Source organism: uncultured Pontibacter sp. (genome assembly GCF_947495565.1).
In the GTDB taxonomy this organism is placed as follows: Bacteria; Bacteroidota; Bacteroidia; order Cytophagales; family Hymenobacteraceae; genus Pontibacter.
Genome location: NZ_CANLZM010000010.1, coordinates 157,585 through 179,482 on the forward strand (window position 1 = coordinate 157,585; position 21,898 = coordinate 179,482).

Below are 21,898 nucleotides of genomic sequence, written 5' to 3' on the forward strand. Positions count from 1 at the left end.
TACTTTGTATTGCCCCTAACAGCACAAGAGCCGCTTATATAAAGTGGCTCTTGTGCTGTTAGGGGCAAAATGAACTATTCACTTTTGAGTGAGATAACCGGATTTGCAAGTGCAGCCTGAATAGCTTTAGTGCTCATGGTTATTAGAGCTATAAAGAGTGTCGCTAAGCCGGCCAGTACAAAAGGCCAGATGCTGATGGTGATCCTGTAAGTATAATCGCGCAGCCAAAGTTCAATTAAATAGTAGGCAATGGGCGCAGCTAATAAGAAAGCTATAGCCACAAGCTTCACAAACTCCTTAGAAAACAGGGCTGTAATGTGCAGCGTAGAAGCTCCCATCACTTTGCGGATGCCAACTTCTTTGGTACGCTGTGCAGCCATAAAGGCAATCAGGCCATACAAGCCGAGGCAACCAATAAATATCGCAATGATTGAGAACACTTTAAACAATGTATTCTGCCGCGCCTCATCCTCATAAAATTGGGCGATGTTTTCATCCAGGAACTGATAACTGAAGACATCATTCGGGTAAACCTGCTCCCATAATTGCTCCAGGTGCCGCAGTGCCTCCTGCTTCTGGCTCATGCTGATCTTTGCTGAAAGTATTACATACTCCGCCGGGTTTTTAGTCATAACCAGCGGCTCTATGGGCGATGCAAGCGAAGACTGATGAAAATCTTCCACCACTCCTACTATAGGGCCAGAATACTCTTTTCCTCCGAAGGTAAGAGTTTGCCCCAAAGCTTCTTCCGGAGATTGCAGACCAAGCTTTCTACGCAAGGCATCGTTAATAACCATGTACTGCAGCGAGTCCGCGTTGGCGTAAGCTGTACCCGCCAGAAAGTTCATGCCGTACAGCTGGAAATAGTGCTTGTCAACAAACTTCTTGTGGATCTGGAATCCTTCATCCTGCGAGGCATGGTTAAAGTAAAAGTTGCCATAGCTGATATTGCCGGAGGAGGGGGCATCAGACCCGAAACTGACGTTGCGCACAGCGGGGTTCTTCAACAACTCTTGGCGTAACGCCTGCATTTTGCTGCTTATCTCGCGTGGCAGCGTAACCAGCACCACCGCCTCTTTGTCAAAACCCAGTGACTTGTTATTGAAAAAGATCATTTGCTCGTTTACTAAAAAGGTACAGATGATCAGTGCTTGGCAAATGGTGAACTGCAGCACCACCAGCACCTGGCGTAAGGATATCCCGCCGAAGCGTTGTACACTCATGCGGCTTTTAAGCGCTGTAGTGGGCTCAAAGGCAGACAAAACAAAAGCTGGGTAAAACCCTGCAAACAAAGTTACAAGTAAGGTTTGGGCAATCAGGAAAAACAGCAGTGTTTGATTGTTTAACAAGCTGAAGGTCATCTTCAGGCCCAGAAGCTCGTTGAGGTGCGGCAGCGTTAGCTCTACAAGTATAACAGACATCAAGGATGCGAAAACCACTATCAGCAGAGTCTCGCTCATGAACTGTAGCACCAGTTGCCAACGGTTACTGCCCAGCACCTTGCGTATGCCCACCTCTTTAGCGCGTTTAATGGCTTGTGCAGTGGCAAGGTTGATAAAGTTGATGCAGGCTGTCAGTAGGAGCACAATGCCCACCGCCCCCATTGCCAGTAACATTTCTCGGCTGACGGGTGTTTGGGCGAAGCCACCGTAATACTGCGGGTTGTGGTGAAGGTCACTTAGAGGCTGGAGCATGTACACAAAGTTGTTTTTCATGTTTTTTTGGCCGTTGTGCTGCGCCACAAATTTGTTTACAGTTGACTTGGCCGTTTTAACTGCCATTTGCTCGGGCAAAAGCACAAAGGTTTGGTGGGCGCTGGAAAGATTTCCCCAATCATCGGCCAGCTCATTTTTAATTGTTTGGTAAGAAATAAGCATAACAAACGGGAATTCCGTGTTTCCTGGCATATCAGGCATCACCGACACCACTTTTAGGTTATAGCGGTTATTGTAGCGGAGTACCTGCCCAATAGCTTCTTTGTCGGGGAAATATTTATCTGCAAGTGTTTGGGTAAGCATAACCACGTTGGGCTCTGAGAAGTATGGGGCAGGGTTTGCGGGGCCTATATCAAAATCAAACATGCTGAAAAACGACGGCTCCACAAATCCAATGTTTTCTTCCTCCAGAAACTTGCGCGGAGGCTCATTATCTGACCCGGCTATATTGATTTGAGCACCAAGAGCACCTTCAATCTGCGTCACCTCCTCAAAGCCGAGCTTGCCGTTGCTGCGCATGTTGTCAGTTAACGGGTAATGAGAGGCAGGGGTATGGAAATCACGCTCCGGGAAATCAACGTTGAGGCGGTAAATCCTGTCTGCTTTGGCGTGGAAGCTGTCATAGCTTAGTTGGTACTGTATCACCAGAAACAGCAGTATGCTGCAGGTAATGCCCAGGGCAAGTCCCCCAACATTAAGCAAAGTATAGCTCTTATTACGCAGCAGCGAACGGAAGGCGGTGAGGAAGTACATTTTTAACATAGTTCTGTAAGTATAGTAGTAGCAAAGTATGATTTTTACATCCTGAATTTGGGCAAGTATACTTTGCTTAAGCCAACTGCTGTGCCAAAGCGCAGAAACTACACTTGCTTAAAGTATGCGCAAGTATATACTTTTAGCTATGTCCATTGCCGGACACTTTATGTCCAGTGGCGGACACACCATACTACACAATACTGTTTAATTTCGCTATATTAGTAGTGTTGAAGGCTGGCACAGTATTCTTATAGTATGAGCCAGGCACATGGTGGTTTCTGTGGAATCATAAAGCACAACAAATCTATGGAAGAGCAAAATCTGGGGCGCATACTTGTTATTGACGACAACGAAGATGTGCTGTTCTCAGCAAAAATGCTGTTAAAGAAGCACGCCCGGGAAGTGGTGATGGAGAAGAATCCGAAGAAGATTCCGTTTCTGATGAACAACGAGGATTTTGACCTTATCCTGCTCGATATGAATTTTAGCCAGGATATTACAAGCGGGCAGGAAGGTTTTTACTGGCTCAACGAGATTTTAAAGTATGATCCATCGGCTGTAGTGGTGATGATTACAGCATTTGGGGATGTAGAGATGGCAGTTAAAGCACTGAAAGAAGGAGCAACTGATTTCGTGCTGAAACCCTGGCAAAATGAAAAACTGGTTGCAACGCTGTCTGCAGCCGCTAAGCTGCGCAATTCTTATAAAGAAGTCAGCCAACTGAAAGAAGCAAACCGCACACTCAATACGCAACTCAATACAGGCAAAGATATTATCCAGGGTGAGAGCAAAGCCATGCGCCAGCTGTTCTCCATTATAGATAAGGTTGCTGTTACTGATGCTGACATACTTTTGTTGGGTGAGAACGGGACTGGCAAAGAAGTAATTGCGCGCACCATTCATGGGCGCTCCTCCCGCGCCGATAAAGTTTTTGTAACCGTAGATATGGGAGCCATCACAGAATCCCTGTTTGAAAGCGAGCTTTTCGGGCATAAGAAAGGCGCTTTTACTGATGCCAAAGAAGACCGGGTTGGCAGAATTGAAGCAGCTAACGGCGGAACACTATTCCTGGATGAAATCGGTAACCTATCACCAGCCATGCAGGCCAAATTACTTACAGTTTTGCAGCGGCGCGAGATTATACGGGTAGGCACCAACAAACCGGTGCCGGTAAATGTGCGGTTGATCTGCGCCACTAACATGCCTTTAAAAGAGATGGTGCAGCGAGGAGAGTTTCGCCAGGATTTGCTGTACCGCATCAATACGGTTGAGCTGCAACTGCCGCCCCTGCGGCTTCGCCTTGATGATATCCCGCTGTTTACCGAACACTTCCTGCAGGTTTATGCCCAGAAGTATAAGCAGCCTGTAAAACGTTTGGGAGATACTGGTTTGGCACGGCTGAGGCGCTACAGCTGGCCCGGTAACGTACGCGAATTGCAACATGCCCTGGAGCGTGCGTCTATCATGAGCGACAACCGTGAGCTGCAGGAAGAGGACTTTTTCTTTTTGGCCGAAGAGGAATCTGCGCCTTTCCCGGCTGTTAAGGCACAAACCCTGGATCTGGACGATCTGGAGCGCGAGGCGGTGCAGCAGGCGCTGCAGAAACATGAAGGGAACATATCTAAAGCAGCCAAAGAGCTTGGCCTGAGCCGGGGCGCACTCTACAGAAGACTGGAAAAGTATGAGCTTTAGGCATCATAAACTTCAGCTTTTGCTGCGCTTGCTGGTGCTGGCGGCTTCTGTCTTTGCGTTTGCTAAGATTGAGTTCAGCCAGGAGTACCGTGGCACCTTGCTAGGGTTGGGCATTTTTATACTGGTACAAGTATGGCTGCTGGTGCGCTATCTGGAGCACACGTCCAGGCTTTTTCTCCGTTTCCTGAACTCCATCAAGTATGATGATTTTACAGAGCAGTTTCTCTCGAAGGGTGAGGGTAAAACACAAATTGAGCTGGCGCAGCGGCTAAACGATGTAATGTCGAAATTTCGGCAGGTGCGAGCAGAGAAAGAGGCGCATCTGCAGTATTTTGAGGTGATCGTGCAGCACATTGGCATCGGCATCATCACTTTTAAGCCTGATGGAAGTATACTTTTAATGAACAACGCCGCCAAAAAACTGCTACAGGTAGGCCATATCCAAAAAGTGCAGCAGCTGCAGCAGGTTAGTCCCGAGCTGGCCTTGGGGCTGCAGCAACTGCAGAGTGGCGACAAGCAGTTAGTGCCAGTAAGGCAGGGGGGCGAGCAGGCTAACTTAGCGGTGCATGTAATTGAGCTTTCGCTGCTGGGGGATAGAGTGCGCCTGGCTTCGCTGCAAAACATTCAGCGGGAGCTGGAGGAGCAGGAGATGGAGGCCTGGGGGAAACTGATCCGGGTGCTGACGCACGAAATCATGAACTCGGTTACGCCTATTTCCTCGCTTTCGGCCAGTGCTTCTGAAGAGATTCATACTTACACGGATACAGAGGCAGAGGAAATCACCCTGCTGCGCGAGGAGCTACAGGATGTGGGGCAGTGCCTACAAACTATCAGCCGGCGCTCCCAAGGACTCATACGCTTCGTAAATGAATTCCGCAGCCTGGCCGCCGTATCAGTGCCTAAAATTAGCCGCTTTGAGGTTGGCGAGCTGCTGCAGGAGATACAGTTGCTCATGCGCGAACAGCTGGCTAAACAGCATGTGCAGCTGGTGGTGCAGTCTCCCCGTGATAACATGCTGCTCTCAGCGGATAGGAGTATGATAGAGCAGGTGCTGATAAACCTGGTGAAAAATGCCGCAGAGGCTGCCCACGATCAGCAGGACGGGCAGGTAGTTCTAAAGGCGTCTTTGGATGAGCGTAGCCGCGTCTGCATTTCTATTTCAGATAACGGACCGGGTATGACCGAAGAAGCTATGTCTAAAATATTCATCCCTTTTTACTCCACTAAAAGCACCGGTTCGGGTATTGGGCTGAGCCTCTCCCGCCAAATGATGCGGTTGCACAAAGGCACCATTTCAGTTAACTCAGCCGTAGACCAAGGCACCACTTTTGCCCTGCGGTTTTAACCTGGAGGCCTGGCGGACTTTCGTAACCTTTCTGCGGCCGCCCCATATACTATAGCATCCATTTAAACCCACCTCATGAGCTTACAAGAAAAAGAAGGATTTGTAACAGTAAGTGCCGATAGCAATGCCCCAATGGTAGCCAACATTAGCGCAGGCATAGACACCATGACCATCGATGAATCTGGCATAGCGGAGGGCGTTAAGTCCGGCGCTGACCCTTACGACTATATTTTGGCGGCCCTCGGCTCCTGCACTGTCATTACACTGCATATGTATGCGCAACGCAAAGGCTGGCCATTGGAGCGTGCGGAAGTAAGCCTGCGGCATGAGCGTATACATGCTAATGACTGCCAGCAATGCGAGGAAAAGGAAGCCAAACTTACCCATGTTACCAAACACCTGCGCCTTACCGGCGATCTTACAGAAGAACAACGCAAGCGCCTTAAGCTGATTTCAGGAAAATGCCCGGTGCAGAAAACTTTAATGTCAGGCATTTCCGTTGAGACAAAACTTCTCTAAAGTATAATCCCGAAAGTATAAAACGCGGAGAAGTAAACGCCAATAAATACTTCTTATACTTTTTACCTATATTCGTTCTGATAACCATAAGGCCTTGCCTGCAGGTAAAGCCAGAATGAACCATCATGCATAAAAGATCAATTAGAACATACTTGTTAGCGGCTGTATTGGCAGTTGGTGCGGTAGCCTGCGTGCCGATAGAGCAGCAGGTGCAGAGCAGTAACACCGCGCAGGCGCAGCTGCTGTACGAGGATTATGTGTATGACGAAAGTGTACAGTCGGTGCAGGCTTATGTAGCCACGGGTTTTGAGGAGGAGGTGCTGGAGCCGCCTGTTGTGCCAATCAGCCAAGCGCAGCCTATGGTGCTGGAGTTTGACCGCTTAAATGCCACGCCAAACCGGTTAGTTGCTAAATTAATTCACTGCGATGCACACTGGAGACCCTCCACACTCAACGATTCCCAATTCTTAAGTGGCTTTAATGAATTTTTCATCACGGATGCGCAGAATTCTGTAAACACCCGCGTGCCTTATGTGCATTACCAGTTTCAGGTGCCACGTGTAAAGCTCAGCGGAAATTACCTGCTGGTAGTGCAGGAGGAGGGCGGCAGCCTGCTTCTGACGCAGCGCTTCATGGTGTACCAGGAGTTAGTGACGGTGGCAGCCAAACTAGGGGCACCGCTTGGTCCGCAGGGCCGTGAGACAAGGCAGCCAGTTGAGTTCAATGTGTTTTATGCGGATTATGAGCTCGTAAACCCCGCTGCCGAAGTAAAAGCGGTTATGCGGCAAAACTTCAGGTGGGATAATGCAAAAAGACTGACTCGCCCCACTTATGTACAGGATGCACAGCGACGCCTGGAGTATGTTTTTTTTGAACCTAATGAGATTTTTAAAGGGCTCAGTGAATTCCGCGCTTTCGATACCCGCAGCTTAAACTACAAAGGGATCGGGGTTGATGAAATAGACCTACAGCAAAACCCGGCAGTAGTATACCTGCATACCGACAAAAGCCGCAGTGGCCTGGCCTACAGTCAGGATCCGGATGTGAACGGCAAGCGTATTTTCGGTAACAGACAGTACGGCAACGGCGACGTGAACGGAGATTATACCTGGGTTGATTTTGAGCTGCAGGTGTCGGAGAAAGTGCCGGGGGAAGTATACCTGCAAGGTGAGCTTACCAACTGGCGACCGACTGCAGATGCTAAACTTACCTTTGATCCGGAGCGACAGGCTTATACAGGGCGAATGTTGCTGAAGCAGGGCTACTATAATTACTATTATACTTTAAAGTCAGGATCTGCCACGCCAGATGACAGCTATTTTGAAGGCAGCCATTTCGAAACCGGAAACACCTACGATATACTTATCTACTACCGCCCACCAGGTTCCCGCGCCGATCTCCTGATTGGATATGATCAGCTATTCTTTAACAGGAAATAACCGATTTAACTTAGATTATTGGTTGTGAAGTGCTCAAACTTCCTGTTTCTAATCAAACAGAAATTCTTTTCCACGGAATGGTTAAAGTGGAAGGTTTCTGATAAATCATTATTATACATACTAAAAAGCCAAAGCCCCTGCTCACTAAGCAGGGGCTTTGGCTTTTTAGTATGTGCAGAGATTAATTACTTGTTAAACGATTTCTTCAGCTCATCAACGGCCATTTGCTGTGCCTCTTTGGCCTGAGGCAGTACGGTTGCCATCCCAAAGAACTCATGCGTAACGCCATCATATACTTTTGTCTCAACGGGTATGCCTGCATCTTTAAGCTTATCTGCTAACATCTGGCCTTCCGTCATCAGAGGGTCTAGCTGCGCATTAATGATAGTGGCCGGAGGCAGGTTCTTGAGGTTAGGGGCAGACACCAGAGAGATCATTGGGTTTTGCGCATCCGCAGGCTTAGCTAAGTATTTATCAAAAAACCATTGCATGCCAGCCTTGCTTAATGGTTTAGCCTCCGCATACTTGTTATAAGATTCTGTGTTAAAGTCATGCCCTGCAATAGGATAAACCAGAAGTTGGTGCACAGGCATCTTCGTGTTGTTATCACGGGCCATCATACTTACAGCAGCTGCCAGGTTTCCGCCGGCACTTTCGCCTGCTACGGCAACTTTATCCGGGTTAATTTTAAGGGACTGTGCATTATCTATAACCCATTTATAAGCGGCAAAAGAATCGTTGTGCGCTGTCGGGAACTTATGCTCAGGAGCTTGGCGGTACGCTACCGAGACAACTACAGCCCCTGTTTTCTCTGCCAATGCGCGCGCTGAGGCGTGATAGGTATCTATGCCGGCAATCACCCAACCGCCACCGTGGTAGTAAACGATTCCCGGATTGGAGCTGCCGCTGTTTTGAGGTGTATAAACTCGTACATGAATGTTGCCTCCGTCTACAGGCACAGATTGGCCAGTGGTATCCACCTGCATTGGGGGTTGCGGTATATTATTTTTTTTGACTACAGCCATTGCTGCATCTGCTGGCGTAGGGGCTTTACGTGCCTGCTCAGCCGATAATTCCGATAGTGGCGGTCCGCTTTGCAGGCTATCCAAGGCCTCTAAAACAACCTGCATCTGGTTCGTGATTTCAGGTGCCCAGGCTGGTTTTGGTTTTGCAGGTGTAAGATTGGCTACTATAGCGTCTGTGTCCTGAGTTTCCATACTTGCCTCAGCAGCTGTTGCTTCTGTTGCCTGCTCATTCGTAGTATCTGATGCACATGCTACTGCTCCAAGCAATAATCCTGTTGCTAACGGAATTTTTAACCACCGTGCATCCAAGACCTGTCTTAGATTTCTGTTCCAGTTTGTTTTCATAGTCAAATTGTTTAGTTACATGTCTGTACATACGAACTAAATCACAAACTGTATTTTGAAGTTAAGGCAGAACTTTAAAATGATTGAGTTTAATTAACTATCAAGCGGCAATTTAATATGCTTTAATAACCTCAGAAAAGTATGAGCAGAGCGGAAATTTGGCAGGCAAAGAAATTCCCATGCAAAGCTGACTGTGTCTACACTACGGGCAAGAAGTGTGCTTTCTGATTTAGGGTTGCCCCTCCGCTATGATGCCGACTTGTCTGCTATAATTTCATAAACGAAATAAAGCACTGAGCCTATTAGCATGATAGAAGCCATTGATTTTGGTGTCATACTTTTAAAAGATTAGAGGTTAAAACAGATTCTGGAAAGATTTCACAAACCTATATATCTTTGAACATCGCTAAGTGCGCTAATGTTTGATTATTGAGGCGTTAACCCTTTAGCTGGGGTGAAGGGCTGGTTTTGCATAGTTTATAAAAAAAGCCGCCTTAGCTAAGTGCTAAGGCGGCTTCTATAGTAGTAGATAAGCTTTTGGTTACACGTTAAAGCGGAAGTGCATAATGTCTCCGTCCTGCACCACATATTCTTTACCTTCTACAGCCATTTTACCGGCTTCCTTAATCTTTGCTTCTGTCTTGTACTCCTTGTAATCCTGTAGTTTGATTACCTCGGCACGAATAAAGCCTTTCTCAAAATCCGTGTGAATAACGCCGGCAGCCTGAGGTGCTTTCCAACCTTTCTCAATTGTCCAGGCGCGTACTTCTTTCACGCCGGCAGTAAAGTATGTAATTAAGTTTAACAGGTCATAAGAGGCACGGATCAGTTTGTTCAGGCCAGACTCTTTCAAGCCATACTCTGACAGGAACATTTCTTTTTCTTCCGGGTCAGTCAGCTCGGCAATCTGCGCTTCGATAGAGGCGGAGATAAGCACAACCTGGGCATTTTCATCTTTCACGTGCTCACGCAGTGTTTCAGAAAACTGATTGCCGTCAATCATAGAATTCTCGTCTACGTTGGCAGCATATATTACTGGCTTGGCGGTCAGCAGTTTCAGGTCTTCTACGGCTTCCAGGTCATCTTCCGTCACATCAAGGCTGCGGGCGTTTAAGCCGGCCTCCAGATGCGCTTTATACTTCTCCAGGCTTGCCATTTCTTTCTTGGCTTTCGCATCCCCTGACTTGGCAGAGCGAACAACCTTCAGAATCTTCTTGTCAATAGACTCCAGGTCTTTCAGCTGCAGCTCCGTGTCTATGATTTCCTTGTCGGCAATAGGGTTTACTTTTCCATCCACGTGCACGATGTTCTCATCTTCAAAGCAACGCACCACATGTATAATGGCATCTACCTCACGGATGTTAGCCAGGAATTTATTGCCGAGTCCTTCGCCCTTGCTGGCGCCTTTCACTAAACCTGCAATGTCTACAAATTCAATTACTGTTGGCAGCACACGCTCCGGGTGCACCAGATCTTCCAGCACCTGCAGGCGCTCATCAGGCACTGTAATAACACCCACGTTTGGCTCGATGGTGCAGAAAGGATAGTTGGCAGACTCTGCCTTGGCATTAGAAATAGCGTTGAACAGGGTAGACTTGCCAACATTTGGCAGGCCCACAATACCGCATCGTAGTCCCATTTATACTTTAGTTATTATTTTCAGGGCGCAAATATACAATATTTTAGCCAGCTATGCGCGCCTTTGTCCCTGAATTAAAGGAAGTAGGGCAGGAGGTAACGCTAAACGATAAAGCCCACAGCGGTGCCGTGGGCTTTATCGTTTAACTTATATGAAAAAGTGGTGCGTTATTCCCACTTCAGTTCTTCATCAAAAGGGGCTTCTTCTCCTTGTATCACTGGGTTCTCCAGTGCAGCGAGTGCCTCTTCTGTCAAGAGTTCGGATTTAACGTGGTCAATTGTTCCCTGAAGCGCATCCAAGAATTTCACGAAGTCCTCTTTGTAAAGGAAGATCTTATGTTTCTCGTACGAGAAGCTGTCGTCTTTAAATTTGCGCTTACTCTCCGTGATAGTCACGTAAAAGTCGTTAGACCGAGTTGACTTTACATCAAAGAAATACGTTCTCTTCCCGGCTCTTACTCTCTGGGAATAAATTTCTGCTTTTTCGTTGTTCTCTTCCACCGTTATTTAGACGTTAAATTCAACCTTGAGAACCTAAAAGTAATATATACTTCTGATATATAAAAGTTTTGTAATTTAAAATTCGCCTAAATAATTTTAATTCTATATTTGTAGCCGGACCAACCATGTAATACTATGAATATGTGTTCAGTAGTATTGATTTCTCTGCTTTCGTTCTTTTCGGTAACCGCCGAATACACTGCAACTGGCAAAGCCTCTTTTTACGCAGACCGCTTGCAGGGCCACAGAACAGCCAGCGGAGAGAAGTATGATAAATTACAGTTTACGGCCGCTCACGCTTCGCTTCCCTTCAACACCAAAGTACAGGTTACCAACCTGAAAAACGGAAAAACAGTAATAGTGCGCATCAACGACCGCATGGCCTCCAGCCGCCACCGCGTTATAGATGTTTCCAGAGCTGCTGCCAAAGAACTGGATATGGTGCGCGACGGAACAGCCACAGTGAGCCTCGCGCTAGTATCAGAGGAGGAGGCACAACAAGAAGCCCCATTTGCCGTTTCAAACTCAGAAGCCACACCAAAGTAGTAACCTATGAAAAAGCCCCTTACACTAGCCGATGTGCAGAAATTCGAGAACATGGAGTTTCTGGCCAAGCAGCTGGTAGAGGGTTTTATCACGGGGCTGCATCAGTCGCCTTACCATGGCTTTTCGGTGGAGTTTTCGGAGCACCGCCTCTACAACAACGGGGAAAGCACCCGCCATATAGACTGGAAAGTATTTGCCCGCACCGATAAGCTTTTTGTTAAGCGTTACGAAGAGGAAACCAACCTGCGCTGCCATATCCTGCTGGATGTTTCGCCGTCTATGTACTACCCTGTGGAGAATAACGGCAAGCTTCGTTTCTCTGCCTTGTGTGCGGCCGCGCTGGCAACCCTTTTGCGCCGACAGCGTGATGCCGTTGGTATGGTTACCTTCTCCGATATCATTGAGCAGCAAACGCCTGTGCGCTCCACGGCCTCACACCTGCACACGTTGCTATTGCTTTTGCAGCAGCAGCTGGAGCAGCAGCCAACCGCTAAAGACACGCGTGTGGCGGATGTGGTGCACCAGATCGCGCAGCAGATTTCAAAGCGCTCTTTGGTTATTATCTTCAGTGATATGCTGAGCCGCGTAGATGATATGGAAAGCGTTTTTGCAGCTTTGCAGCACCTCAAGCACCAGAAGCATGAAGTCCTTTTATTCCATGTGATGGATCGCAAGACCGAGGAGGAGTTCGAGTTTGCCGAGCGGCCCTACGTGTTTGTGGATGTGGAAACAGGGCAGGAGCTGAAGCTGCAACCCTCTCAGGTGCGGGAGCATTACCGCGCTGCAGTTGAAAAGTATAAAAAGGAGCTGGCGCTTAAATGCGGGCAGTATAAAATTGATTTTGTGCCTGTAGATATCAGCGCACCGTTTGATAAGGTGCTGTATTCTTACCTGATTAAACGCGCAAAAGGCAGATGAATTGCTGTACGCAAGTATAAATCAGCTGAATACCTTCTCTAAAATCACCATCAGTTACCTTCGCGGTCATAAGCGTGGACGCGCACATCATCCGTGGTCATGTCTTTTGTCTCTTTGCCGAAGATAATTTCATTGCCCCGCTCGGTGTCGTAAACCTGCGTATACTTTTTCCAGCCGCTGACACTGGATTTGTCTGTAATTTCATCCTCGCCCAGGCCGCCGTAAATCTTTACAAGTATACTTTCCTGAACATTGCCTGTAAGTATGAATGTGTCATCTCCTGCCAACCCGTGAAGTATGATTTCTTCTGTTTCGCCTCTTTTAAAAGTTCGCTGGTAGATTGTTTTTGCAGGCAAGGCTCCTGAGGCGGGGCGAGTAACAATTACCTGCACTTGCTCGTCGTCTACTCTAGCAACAGAGAAAACCTCTTCAGCATCAGAGCCCGGAACAGTAACTCTCTTAGCCAGTATATTATACATTTTTGCGGCAGCTTCTGGCAGTAAATTACGCCGGCTTTTTAGGTTACCTGTCATTTCCTGGCCTATCAAAGAATAAATCGGGGTTGGCAGTTGCTGAACCGCCTGCTCAATTACCTTATCCGATAGTTGCTGTTGCATTTGGGTGGCTATACCTTGCCAGTCTTCTAAGCTTAGCTCATGCAGCAGCCTTTTATCCAGGAATTCAGCATTAATCATGTAAGCTTTCACGTCACTGAAGTCGTGGTCGAAAGTATGGAATTTGCGGGCAAGCAGCTTACTGGTGGCAATAAACGGAATAAAGCCATCCTTCATTTTCAGGAAAACCTGATCCCGGTCTTTTGGTATTGGCTGATAAATAGTGTCTGTGCCCTGTGTTGTCACAGCCCAATCCCACTGGCCTTTGTGTCGGTCCCAGTCCCCTAAAAGCAGGTCCAGCAGGCGGGCGCGGGCAAAAGCTTTCTGGTTAAAATGGTTTGTGTTGCGGCTAAACCGCTTCCGCAGGGCATCTTCTGATTCTTCGAAATTAATTACATCGCTGGCAAAAGCAGGAGTAATGTCGGCAGGGGTTTCATACTTTTCTTCCAGCATAAATACCTTGCCCTGTACATCTGGGCTATACTCTCCGAAAGTTGCATCATTGGCAGCTACGTAGTATAGTTTAGGGTTGGTGTGGTAGATGCCCACGGCTTCAGCCAGAACAGGCACAACCAATGCGCCAAAAGGATTGGAGGCGGTAGTCTGGTCGCGAAGGATATTGGTTACAAAAGTGCCCTGCCAGAATTTGCTGACTACATGCCGAGGGTCTTTGTCGATGGAGCGCAGGGCGTACAAACGGCCGGCTTCGTCTTTTAGCTCAAAACTAGTTGTCTGGTAGCCACCGCCTTTCTTTACTACCGTTAAACCTCCATAAAGTGAGTCGAGCTGAAGAACGGGAAGATGGACAGGCGCTACCCAGAGCTTACGGTTGTGGTCTCCCCAGAAAAAACGGTGAAAGCCGCTGCGGTCGTAGTGGCGCCCGGCAATTACCCAGGCGCTGTCCGGGCCGGCAGCGGCTTTTCCGTCTAACTCTGCTTCTGTTGCAAGGGCGTCGTGCTGAAAAAAATCCTCGTCTGCGCAGCCGCTTAATAAAAGGCTGCTAATAAGCACCAACACCGCTTGCTTCATAATTTATGTAGTTGTTTGTTAAGAGCTAAAAGTATAGTTTTTGATTTTCTGCTATAAATACTCTTAACCTAAGCGGTTATTTATTTCCGGTATAATACTCTATCAGGCCGCTGGTGGAGCCGTCGTGGTTGGAGGCCTTGCCGTGCAGCAGTTCACCTTCAATTGTGCCTGCCAGCTGCTTGCCTAACTCCACGCCCCATTGGTCAAAGCTATAGATATTCCAGATTACTCCCTGCACAAAAGTCTTATGCTCATACATGGCTACCAGGCTGCCAAGCTCAAAAGGCGTTAATTTTTTCATCATGATAGATGTGGTTGGCTTGTTGCCTTCAAAAAGCTTGTGGGGCAGCAGCTGCTCCAGTTCGTCGCCGGCCATACCTTTCTGAGCCAGTTCCTCACGCACCTCGTCTGCATTTTTGCCTTTCATCAAAGCCTCAGTCTGTGCAAAGAAGTTAGACAAGAGCAGCGGGTGATGGTTGCCTATCGGGTTGTGGCTCTCAGCAGGCGCTATAAAATCACACGGTATAAGTATGGTGCCCTGGTGTATAAGCTGGAAGAACGAGTGCTGACTGTTGGTGCCTGCCGCTCCCCAAACCACTGGCTGGGTCTGGTAATCTACGCGGTTGCCGTTGCGGTCTGTGCTTTTGCCGTTGCTCTCCATCAGCAGCTGCTGCAGGTATTCTGGCAACAGGCGCAGGTATTGGTCGTATGGAAGTATGGCATGGGTCTGGCATCCGAAAAAGTTGGTGTACCAGATGCTTAGCAGCGCCATCAGCACAGGGATGTTCTGCTCCATAGGCTCCTCACGGAAATGCTTATCCATGGATTCGGCTCCGCGCAGCAGCTCCTCAAACTTATCGTAGCCTAAAGCACAGGCCACCGACAATCCTATGGCTGACCAAAGCGAGAAACGGCCGCCAACCCAATCCCAGAAACGGAAGGCGTTTTCCTCTGCAATCCCGAACTTTGTTACTGCCTCAATATTGGTAGATAGCGCCACAAAGTGCTTTTTGATATGCTCGCGGTCCACAGCTTTGTTCAGGAACCAGCCACGCGCGGTTTCTGCGTTGGTAATGGTTTCTTTGGTGGTGAAAGTTTTGGAGGCGATGATGAACAGCGTCGTCTCAGGATCCAGCTTACGCAGCACTTCAGCAGCGTCGGTACCGTCTACATTGGAGATAAAGTATACTTCGAGATCCGGTTTCTGATACTTTTTCAGGGACTCAATCACCATTTTAGGCCCAAGGTCGGAGCCGCCAATGCCAATGTTCACCACACTTTGGATGCGCTTACCGGTATAGCCGGTCCACTCGCCGGAGTGCAGTTTATGGCAGAAACTACGCATCTGCTCCTGTACCTGGCGCACTTCCTGCAATACATCCTCTCCATCCACCTGCAGCTGCTCATCCGAGAAATTTCTTAAAGCCGTATGCAGCACCGCGCGGTTTTCGGTGGCGTTTATTTTCTCTCCGCCAAACATACTTTCAATGGCGCTTGGCACCTCCATTTCGTTGGCTAACTGCGTCAGAAGCTGCAGCGTCTCCTCTGTAATGCGGTTCTTGGAGAGGTCATAAATTGAATCGTTCAGCCGGAAAGTGAACTTGTTAAAGCGCTCAGCATCGTGGGCAAACAGGTCGCGCAGGTGCTGTGGCTGTACTGTCTTAAAGTGATCTTCAAGTTTTTTCCAGGCTTCGGTTTTAGCAGGAGAGGAGTTCTTTAGCATAGTTGAATTTTATAAATGATGTTTCGGCACCCGGACTCAACTACTGCGATTAAGTACGGCGGGTTTCGGGTAGTTCTGTTTTTACGTATAAAGTATGGCAGAAACTTCCTGCCGTTCCAAAGTTAAAAAATCCTGCAAATAAAGCAGATTTACTTCAGGGTTTAAAGACGTGCCACAGCGGGACATCAATTATACTTCTGATGCGTAGGTAAATAGTTGTAAATGAGTTGTTGCGGAAGATGAAACGCAGATTGAAGTATTGTTTCTCCAACACTTAATTCAGAATTATCACTAAAAATAAATAAGTATGAAAGAGCAGGATAAAAAGCAAAATAAAGAGCAAAAGCCGGGACATGCAGACGGAAAAGGAATTTTAAGAGAAGATGACGGAAAGCGCACACCACCGGGGCCTACGGGTTATGTAACAGGCGGGAATAACCCTGCCACCAGACCTGAGCAGGGGCCGGACGTGCCACCGCAAGAGCGAACAGAGGGTATTCCGTAGCCCTCACACTAAGTTGCATTGACACCAGAAAGCGGCTATAAAAATGGCTATAGATCAGAAGTTTCCATACCACTGCATCACTACAGAACAGGCGCTGGAGAAGCTGCAGTCTGGTAGAGATGGGCTGACTGATAAAGAGGCCAAAACCAGGCAGCAGCAGTATGGGCCAAACGAACTGACCGGCAGAGAGGGCATCAACCCCGTCGTTCTGTTCCTGCGGCAGTTCAAGGATTTTCTGATATTGGTGCTGGTGCTTGCAGCCGGGGTTGCCTGGTATGCAGGCCATATGGTGGATGTGTATGTGATTTTTGGCGTCATTTTGTTTAACGCCCTCCTTGGTTTTTTTCAGGAGTACCGGGCCGAAAAAGCAATTCAGGCGTTGAAAAACATGCTGAAGCAGGAGGCCAAGGTACTCCGAAACCGCCAGCAGAAAACGGTGGAGGCTAGGGAGCTGGTGCCTGGCGATGTTATAGTTTTAGAAGAGGGCGACGGTATTCCGGCTGATGCACGCCTGTTGCGCTGCAAAAATCTACAAACCATAGAGGCCTCCCTCACCGGCGAATCTCTGCCGATAGATAAGCAAACTGATCCTCTTGAAGAGAATGTAAGTTTAGGCGACAGGTTGAACATGCTTTGGAAAGGCACGCATGTAGCCAGAGGATCTGCCCAAGCCGTCGTAACTGCTATCAGCGGAGATACAGAATTAGGCAAAATATCCCAATCGCTTGGTTCCATCAAGGCCACGGCCACCAACTTCAGGAAAAAGACAGAGCGGCTGGCCAAGCAGATGGCCCTTATCTCTATTATCACCTCTGCCATCGTTTTTATACTTGGCTACTTCATCCGGAATTATGCTTTCGAGGAGGTGCTGCTGATTACGGTAGCTACCCTTGTATCTTCAATTCCGGAGGGCTTGCCGGCTGTTATCACCATTGTGCTGGCTATAGGTGCCAACCGAATGGCCAAGCAGCACGCTATCACGCGCGAGTTCGCAGCCACCGAAATGCTAGGCTCTGTATCGGTTATACTTACAGATAAGACCGGCACCCTCACAAAAAGTATACTTACCGTCGGGAAACTGTACCTGGGCGATGGTCTTGAGCTGGAAGTGTCCGGTACAGGTTACATGCCTGAAGGAGATCTATCGCGCAACGGAGAAAGTATAAACCTCTCAGAAAGCAAGGTGCTGCAAAAGCTGCTGCTGATCTCTAAATTCTGTAACAACGCACATATAGGCGAGGCTAAAATAGATGAAAGTGAAAGGGCAAATGAGCCAGAAGTAACTGGAGACCCAACAGAGGTAGCCTTGCTTGTGTTATCTAAAAAAGCGGAGGCGAAACAAAAAAATGCGCTGCCTAATGCACAGGTGATTGACGACCTGCCGTTTAATTCGGAGCAGAAATTTAGGGCAACATTGGCTGAGGTAGAAGGAGAGCGAGAGCTGCTAACTGTCGGGGCACCAGAGAAAATACTAAGTTTAAGCACTCATATTCTTACCCAGGATGGGCCGCAGGAGCTGAGCGATGGGGTGCGGCAGCGCATACAGGAGAAAAACGATGCATGGGCCGACAACGCCATGCGTGTGTTAGCCCTTGCCTACCGCCAAGCCGATGCACTGGGCGATGAAGCAAAAAGCGATGATGTGAATGATTTAGTTTGGGTAGGCATAACCGGTATCATCGACCCGCCCAGAAGTGGGGTGCAAAAGGCCGTGGCCGACTGCAAGACTGCCGGGATACGCGTCCTAATGGTAACCGGCGACCACAAAAAAACAGGCGCAGCCATAGCCCGTGAGGTTGGTATACTTTCCCCGGAGAAATCAGAGGCTGAGTTTCCGCTGGCTTTGCAGGAAGACGAGCTGGAGTCTTCGGCGTACAGCTTTGGAGAGCTTGTAGATAATGTATCCGTTTTTACACGGGTGAGTCCCCAAACAAAACTCCGTATTGCCGAGCAACTCCAGGAGAAAGGGCACCTGATAGCCATGACCGGCGACGGGGTGAATGATGCACCGGCACTTAAGAGGGCTGATGTAGGGATTGCCATGGGGATTCGGGGTACGGATGTGGCTAAAGATGCGTCCCAAATCGTGCTTTCTGATGACAATTTTACTACCATAGTGCGGGCGGTGCGTGAAGGGCGTATTGTGTTCCAGAATGTGCAGCAGACAAGCTTTTTCCTGCTGACAACTAACTTTGCTTTCGTAGCGGTCTTTATCATAACGATCTCAATCGGATGGCCTTTTCCGCTTACAGCTACACAAATACTTTGGGTAAATCTGGTAACAGATGGCGTTATGGAGCTTGGTTTGGCAACGGAGCGGGGGCATGGCGATATTATGAAAAGAGAACCCGTGCCACGCGATGCCAACATTTTAGATAAAAGCGTGGTGCCTTACATACTGCTGATGAGTGTCGTGATGCTGGGCCTAACACTCGCCGTTTTCTCCTATTACCTGCCCCAGGGGGAGGAGTTAGCTCACACCGGCGTCTTCATCGTAATCGCCATGACTCAGGTCTACAATACCTTTAATATGCGCTCACTGGAGCATTCGGTTTTTCAAATTGGGGTGTTCAGCAACAAGTATGTTAATATAGCCTTTGTCGCCTCCGTTGCACTGCAGCTACTGGTAATTTACACCCCATTTCTGAGTGGAGTCTTTAATTTTAAGGAGCTGCCTATCGTTGATCTGTTGATTATCATCTTGCTATCCAGCACAGTAATTTGGGCGGCGGAAGCTTATAAATGGTTTAAGAGAAAAAAATAAGCTGCTCTCGGATTAGTATCGTATAAAAATATAGGCTAAAGCGTATTTTATACCTGATTTACTAAAATTAATGCGCTTAAGCTTAAGTAAAACACAGTGAACATATACAATTTAATAGCCGTAGATGCTGTAACTATGGGGGCATGTGCCTATATTTGAAGAGCCAGATAAAGGAGGTGTCAAATCAACTTCTTCGGCATAAACTTTAGAAGTGGCTGCGTCTGCCAAGGTAGCCAGCCGGCAGGGTTTGCCGTTTAAACCAGTGAAAACCTATCAAGCAAAGTTATACTTATGAGTAATCTGAGTAATCTTATACAAGAAAAAAATATTAAGGCCCTTATTTTCGATATGGATGGCGTGATCACAAACACAGCCGGGCTGCATGCTGAAGCATGGAAAAAACTGTGCGATTCCTTTTTACGCCAGCGAAGCGAGCAGGACGGCAAAAGCTACGCGCCTTTCGATCTGAAAGAGGATTACCAGACGTATGTGCACGATGTTCCCAGAATTGATGCTATGCGTAACTTCATGGCCTCACGAGGTATTACATTGCCAGAAGGCGAGCCTAACGAAGGCGCAGGCAGCAATACACTGGTAGGCTTGGGCGAGCGCAAAGACTTTTATTTCCATGAGTTGCTGAAGCAGAACGGTGTGGTTGTGTTTGAAGATGCCATTAAGTGGGTGAAGGAGCAGCAGCAGGCCGGCATGAAAACAGCCATTGTATCAGGAAGCCGCAACTGCCTGAACATACTTCGCCGCGCAGGCTTAGAAAAACTTTTTGAAGTGCGTGTTGATAAAGTAGTAGCCAACGAACTGAAAATGAACAGCAAGCCTGCGCCGGACATTTACCTGGAAGCCGCCAAAAAGCTTGGTGTGCAGCCGCAGGAAACAGCTGTTTTCGAGGATACTGTAGGAGGTATAGAAGGTGCAAAAGCCGGAAACTTCGGGCTGATTGTAGGCGTGGACCGTGGCTTTATGAAAGAAACCCTCGAAACAAAAGGTGCTCATACAGTTATCAAGAATTTCACCTCAGAACTTCACGAGAGAGCAGCTTCCTCTTTAAGTTCTTAATTTCAGCACATTGCTAAAAGTATAAAAGGCGCCCTTTCTTAAAAGGGCGCCTTTTATACTTTTAATACAGCCATGCTTCTGAGGCATTGGCAAAAAACCAAATGTGGTAAAACCAAGTATGATTTTTAGGGATGCCTACCAAAGCTTTATACTTCAAAATTACACCACTACATGCCTCATAACGACTTTTTTCAACTAATCAAAGAGAAGCACATTAAGGCGCTAATTTTTGACCTGGATGGCGTGGTTACGCAAACTGCCAAAGTGCACGCCAAAGCCTGGAAGCGAATGTTTGATGCTTACTTGGAGCAACGGGGGCAGCGTGAGGGTAAAGTTTACAAGCCATTGGAAATTGCTACTGATTACCGCCGTTACATAGATGGTATTCCTCGCTATGATGGTGTTCGTAATTTCCTGGCTTCCAGAGAAATAACCTTGCCTGAAGGCACTCCCACCGATATGCCCGGAAAAGAAACTGTGGCTGGCCTGGGCAACAGAAAAAATGCTTATTTTCAGGAGCTGCTGCAAGAGGGTGGCATTGCGGTTTATCCGGATACGGTAGCATTTATAGAGCAAATGCAGGGGCAGGGGCTGCAAACTGCTATTATTTCAGCAAGTAAAAATTGCCAAGCTATACTTGCAGCGGCAGGCCTTGATAAGCTGTTTGAGGTGAGGGTGGACGGGGTGCTGTCAGCGGAACTGGGGCTTAAGGGCAAGCCTGCCCCGGATATTTTTTTGGAGGCATCACGTAGGTTAGGAGTAAAGCCAGCGCATGCAGCCGTTTTCGAGGATGCCTTAGCCGGAGTGGAGGCAGGCAAAGCGGGCGGTTTCGCACTGGTGGTAGGCATAGCCCGAACTGATGAATCTGATGAATTAAAACTACATGGCGCCGATTTGGTGCTTCAAAAATTTCCAAGTTAAAACCATACTATGATGAACTCTAGCTCCAGCCAAGTACAGAAGCAGGACGGTAAAAACCTCCCTTCAGCTCTTAAAAAGGTAAAAGAGTTGCTGCAAGGCAAAACGCCTGCTGTGTTTCTGGACTATGACGGCTGCCTGACGCATATAGTCAAAGATCCTGACAAAGCTATACTGACAGATGGTATGCGAAACACACTGCAGCAGTTGGCAGCAGAATGCCCTGTGGCGGTAGTAAGTGGCCGCGACCGAGCGAATGTAGAGCAACTGGTGCAATTAAATAACCTGTATTACGCTGGTTCTCATGGGTTTGATATTTCAGGACCTAATAACATGCACACAGAACCTGGTGGAGCAGCCGCAGCCATACCTGCCCTAGATAAAGCGCAGGCTGACCTTAACGAGCGGCTGAACAAGATAGACGGCGCCCTGGTAGAGCGGAAGCGCTACGCCATAGCGGTGCATTACCGTAATGTAGCAGAAGAACAGGTAAGCGAAGTGCTGGAAGCGACGCAGGACGTACTCAGCAAGTATAAGGAGCTGAAGCCAGGCCCCGGAAAAAAGATCATGGAGTTGAAGCCTAATTTAGACTGGCATAAGGGTAAGGCGGTGCATTGGCTCCTGGAGGAGTTAAATCTAAAAAAGTCTGATATTATTCCGTTATACATCGGGGATGACTTGACAGATGAGGATGCTTTTGCCGCTTTGCAAGGCAAGGGGGTAAGTATACTGGTTGGCGAACATGATGAGGAGACCGCTGCAGATTACAGATTGGAAAGCGTGGAGGAGGTGCAGGAGTTTTTAATTGAACTGACGCAATATCTTAAAGAATAAG

General features: G+C 48.0%; 17 protein-coding genes. 11 read left to right on the top strand and 6 right to left on the bottom strand.

Annotation, left to right across the window (positions count from 1 at the left end):
• Positions 1 to 74: 74 nt before the first annotated feature.
• Complete coding sequence (locus tag Q1B04_RS13775; RefSeq protein ID WP_299759696.1) at positions 75 to 2,477, bottom strand: ABC transporter permease; 2,403 nt, start codon at positions 2,475 to 2,477, stop codon at positions 75 to 77.
• Between the two features lie 300 nt (positions 2,478 to 2,777).
• Between Q1B04_RS13775 and Q1B04_RS13780 the strand changes: the two genes are divergently transcribed.
• From Q1B04_RS13780 to Q1B04_RS13795, 4 genes are all read left to right on the top strand, one after another.
• A complete protein-coding gene (locus Q1B04_RS13780) occupies positions 2,778 to 4,163 on the top strand; it encodes a sigma-54 dependent transcriptional regulator (protein WP_299759773.1) in 1,386 nt (461 codons plus the stop codon).
• On the top strand, positions 4,153 to 5,508 hold the full coding sequence (locus Q1B04_RS13785) for an ATP-binding protein (protein WP_299759698.1): 1,356 nt from the start codon (positions 4,153 to 4,155) through the stop codon (positions 5,506 to 5,508). The genes Q1B04_RS13780 and Q1B04_RS13785 overlap by 11 nt, the downstream gene beginning before the upstream one ends.
• A gap of 75 nt (positions 5,509 to 5,583) precedes the next feature.
• On the top strand, positions 5,584 to 6,027 hold the full coding sequence (locus tag Q1B04_RS13790) for an OsmC family protein (protein WP_299759699.1): 444 nt from the start codon (positions 5,584 to 5,586) through the stop codon (positions 6,025 to 6,027).
• A gap of 125 nt (positions 6,028 to 6,152) precedes the next feature.
• On the top strand, positions 6,153 to 7,466 hold the full coding sequence (locus Q1B04_RS13795) for a DUF5103 domain-containing protein (protein WP_299759700.1): 1,314 nt from the start codon (positions 6,153 to 6,155) through the stop codon (positions 7,464 to 7,466).
• A 185-nt stretch (positions 7,467 to 7,651) separates the two neighbouring features.
• Here the strand turns inward: Q1B04_RS13795 and Q1B04_RS13800 are convergent, their stop codons facing one another.
• The 3 genes from Q1B04_RS13800 to Q1B04_RS13810 all read right to left on the bottom strand — a co-directional run bounded on the left by Q1B04_RS13800 (position 7,652) and on the right by Q1B04_RS13810 (position 10,975).
• Positions 7,652 to 8,836, bottom strand: a complete 1,185-nt coding sequence (locus Q1B04_RS13800) for an alpha/beta hydrolase (protein ID WP_299759701.1) — start codon at positions 8,834 to 8,836, stop codon at positions 7,652 to 7,654.
• A gap of 541 nt (positions 8,837 to 9,377) precedes the next feature.
• Positions 9,378 to 10,475, bottom strand: a complete 1,098-nt coding sequence (gene ychF / locus Q1B04_RS13805; protein WP_299759702.1) for a redox-regulated ATPase YchF — start codon at positions 10,473 to 10,475, stop codon at positions 9,378 to 9,380.
• 167 nt (positions 10,476 to 10,642) lie between these two features.
• Positions 10,643 to 10,975 carry a DUF3276 family protein gene (locus Q1B04_RS13810; RefSeq protein ID WP_299759703.1) on the bottom strand — a complete coding sequence of 111 codons (333 nt, stop codon included), beginning with the start codon at positions 10,973 to 10,975 and terminating at the stop codon, positions 10,643 to 10,645.
• A 135-nt stretch (positions 10,976 to 11,110) separates the two neighbouring features.
• Between Q1B04_RS13810 and Q1B04_RS13815 the strand changes: the two genes are divergently transcribed.
• Both Q1B04_RS13815 and Q1B04_RS13820 read left to right on the top strand, forming a co-directional pair.
• A complete protein-coding gene (locus tag Q1B04_RS13815) occupies positions 11,111 to 11,521 on the top strand; it encodes a septal ring lytic transglycosylase RlpA family protein (protein WP_299759704.1) in 411 nt (136 codons plus the stop codon).
• Between the two features lie 6 nt (positions 11,522 to 11,527).
• Entirely contained in the window at positions 11,528 to 12,439 is a 912-nt protein-coding gene (locus tag Q1B04_RS13820) for a DUF58 domain-containing protein (protein WP_299759706.1), read from the top strand.
• Positions 12,440 to 12,489: 50 nt separating this feature from the next.
• On the opposite strand, the gene Q1B04_RS13825 is transcribed toward Q1B04_RS13820, so the two are convergent.
• Entirely contained in the window at positions 12,490 to 14,082 is a 1,593-nt protein-coding gene (locus Q1B04_RS13825) for a hypothetical protein (protein ID WP_299759708.1), read from the bottom strand.
• A 76-nt stretch (positions 14,083 to 14,158) separates the two neighbouring features.
• Complete coding sequence (pgi, locus tag Q1B04_RS13830) at positions 14,159 to 15,805, bottom strand: glucose-6-phosphate isomerase (protein WP_299759710.1); 1,647 nt, start codon at positions 15,803 to 15,805, stop codon at positions 14,159 to 14,161.
• A 307-nt stretch (positions 15,806 to 16,112) separates the two neighbouring features.
• Between pgi and Q1B04_RS13835 the strand changes: the two genes are divergently transcribed.
• The 5 genes from Q1B04_RS13835 (at position 16,113) to otsB (ending at position 21,897) form a co-directional block, all read left to right on the top strand.
• Positions 16,113 to 16,310 carry a hypothetical protein gene (locus Q1B04_RS13835; RefSeq protein ID WP_299759712.1) on the top strand — a complete coding sequence of 66 codons (198 nt, stop codon included), beginning with the start codon at positions 16,113 to 16,115 and terminating at the stop codon, positions 16,308 to 16,310.
• A 43-nt stretch (positions 16,311 to 16,353) separates the two neighbouring features.
• Positions 16,354 to 19,074 carry an HAD-IC family P-type ATPase gene (locus tag Q1B04_RS13840; protein WP_299759714.1) on the top strand — a complete coding sequence of 907 codons (2,721 nt, stop codon included), beginning with the start codon at positions 16,354 to 16,356 and terminating at the stop codon, positions 19,072 to 19,074.
• Between the two features lie 291 nt (positions 19,075 to 19,365).
• Positions 19,366 to 20,145, top strand: a complete 780-nt coding sequence (locus Q1B04_RS13845; protein ID WP_299759716.1) for a beta-phosphoglucomutase family hydrolase — start codon at positions 19,366 to 19,368, stop codon at positions 20,143 to 20,145.
• A 171-nt stretch (positions 20,146 to 20,316) separates the two neighbouring features.
• Positions 20,317 to 21,066 carry a beta-phosphoglucomutase family hydrolase gene (locus Q1B04_RS13850; protein ID WP_299759718.1) on the top strand — a complete coding sequence of 250 codons (750 nt, stop codon included), beginning with the start codon at positions 20,317 to 20,319 and terminating at the stop codon, positions 21,064 to 21,066.
• Between the two features lie 9 nt (positions 21,067 to 21,075).
• Positions 21,076 to 21,897, top strand: a complete 822-nt coding sequence (otsB, locus tag Q1B04_RS13855) for a trehalose-phosphatase (protein WP_299759720.1) — start codon at positions 21,076 to 21,078, stop codon at positions 21,895 to 21,897.
• The last annotated feature ends 1 nt before the right edge of the window (position 21,898 follow it).

Coding starts and splice junctions, on each gene's coding strand:
- Q1B04_RS13775 (WP_299759696.1), bottom strand. CDS start 2,477: ATGTTAAAAATGTACTTCCTCACCGCCTTCCGTTCGCTGCTGCGTAAT.
- Q1B04_RS13780 (WP_299759773.1), top strand. CDS start 2,778: ATGGAAGAGCAAAATCTGGGGCGCATACTTGTTATTGACGACAACGAA.
- Q1B04_RS13785 (WP_299759698.1), top strand. CDS start 4,153: ATGAGCTTTAGGCATCATAAACTTCAGCTTTTGCTGCGCTTGCTGGTG.
- Q1B04_RS13790 (WP_299759699.1), top strand. CDS start 5,584: ATGAGCTTACAAGAAAAAGAAGGATTTGTAACAGTAAGTGCCGATAGC.
- Q1B04_RS13795 (WP_299759700.1), top strand. CDS start 6,153: ATGCATAAAAGATCAATTAGAACATACTTGTTAGCGGCTGTATTGGCA.
- Q1B04_RS13800 (WP_299759701.1), bottom strand. CDS start 8,836: ATGAAAACAAACTGGAACAGAAATCTAAGACAGGTCTTGGATGCACGG.
- ychF (WP_299759702.1), bottom strand. CDS start 10,475: ATGGGACTACGATGCGGTATTGTGGGCCTGCCAAATGTTGGCAAGTCT.
- Q1B04_RS13815 (WP_299759704.1), top strand. CDS start 11,111: ATGAATATGTGTTCAGTAGTATTGATTTCTCTGCTTTCGTTCTTTTCG.
- Q1B04_RS13820 (WP_299759706.1), top strand. CDS start 11,528: ATGAAAAAGCCCCTTACACTAGCCGATGTGCAGAAATTCGAGAACATG.
- Q1B04_RS13825 (WP_299759708.1), bottom strand. CDS start 14,082: ATGAAGCAAGCGGTGTTGGTGCTTATTAGCAGCCTTTTATTAAGCGGC.
- pgi (WP_299759710.1), bottom strand. CDS start 15,805: ATGCTAAAGAACTCCTCTCCTGCTAAAACCGAAGCCTGGAAAAAACTT.
- Q1B04_RS13835 (WP_299759712.1), top strand. CDS start 16,113: ATGAAAGAGCAGGATAAAAAGCAAAATAAAGAGCAAAAGCCGGGACAT.
- Q1B04_RS13840 (WP_299759714.1), top strand. CDS start 16,354: ATGGCTATAGATCAGAAGTTTCCATACCACTGCATCACTACAGAACAG.
- Q1B04_RS13845 (WP_299759716.1), top strand. CDS start 19,366: ATGAGTAATCTGAGTAATCTTATACAAGAAAAAAATATTAAGGCCCTT.
- Q1B04_RS13850 (WP_299759718.1), top strand. CDS start 20,317: ATGCCTCATAACGACTTTTTTCAACTAATCAAAGAGAAGCACATTAAG.
- otsB (WP_299759720.1), top strand. CDS start 21,076: ATGATGAACTCTAGCTCCAGCCAAGTACAGAAGCAGGACGGTAAAAAC.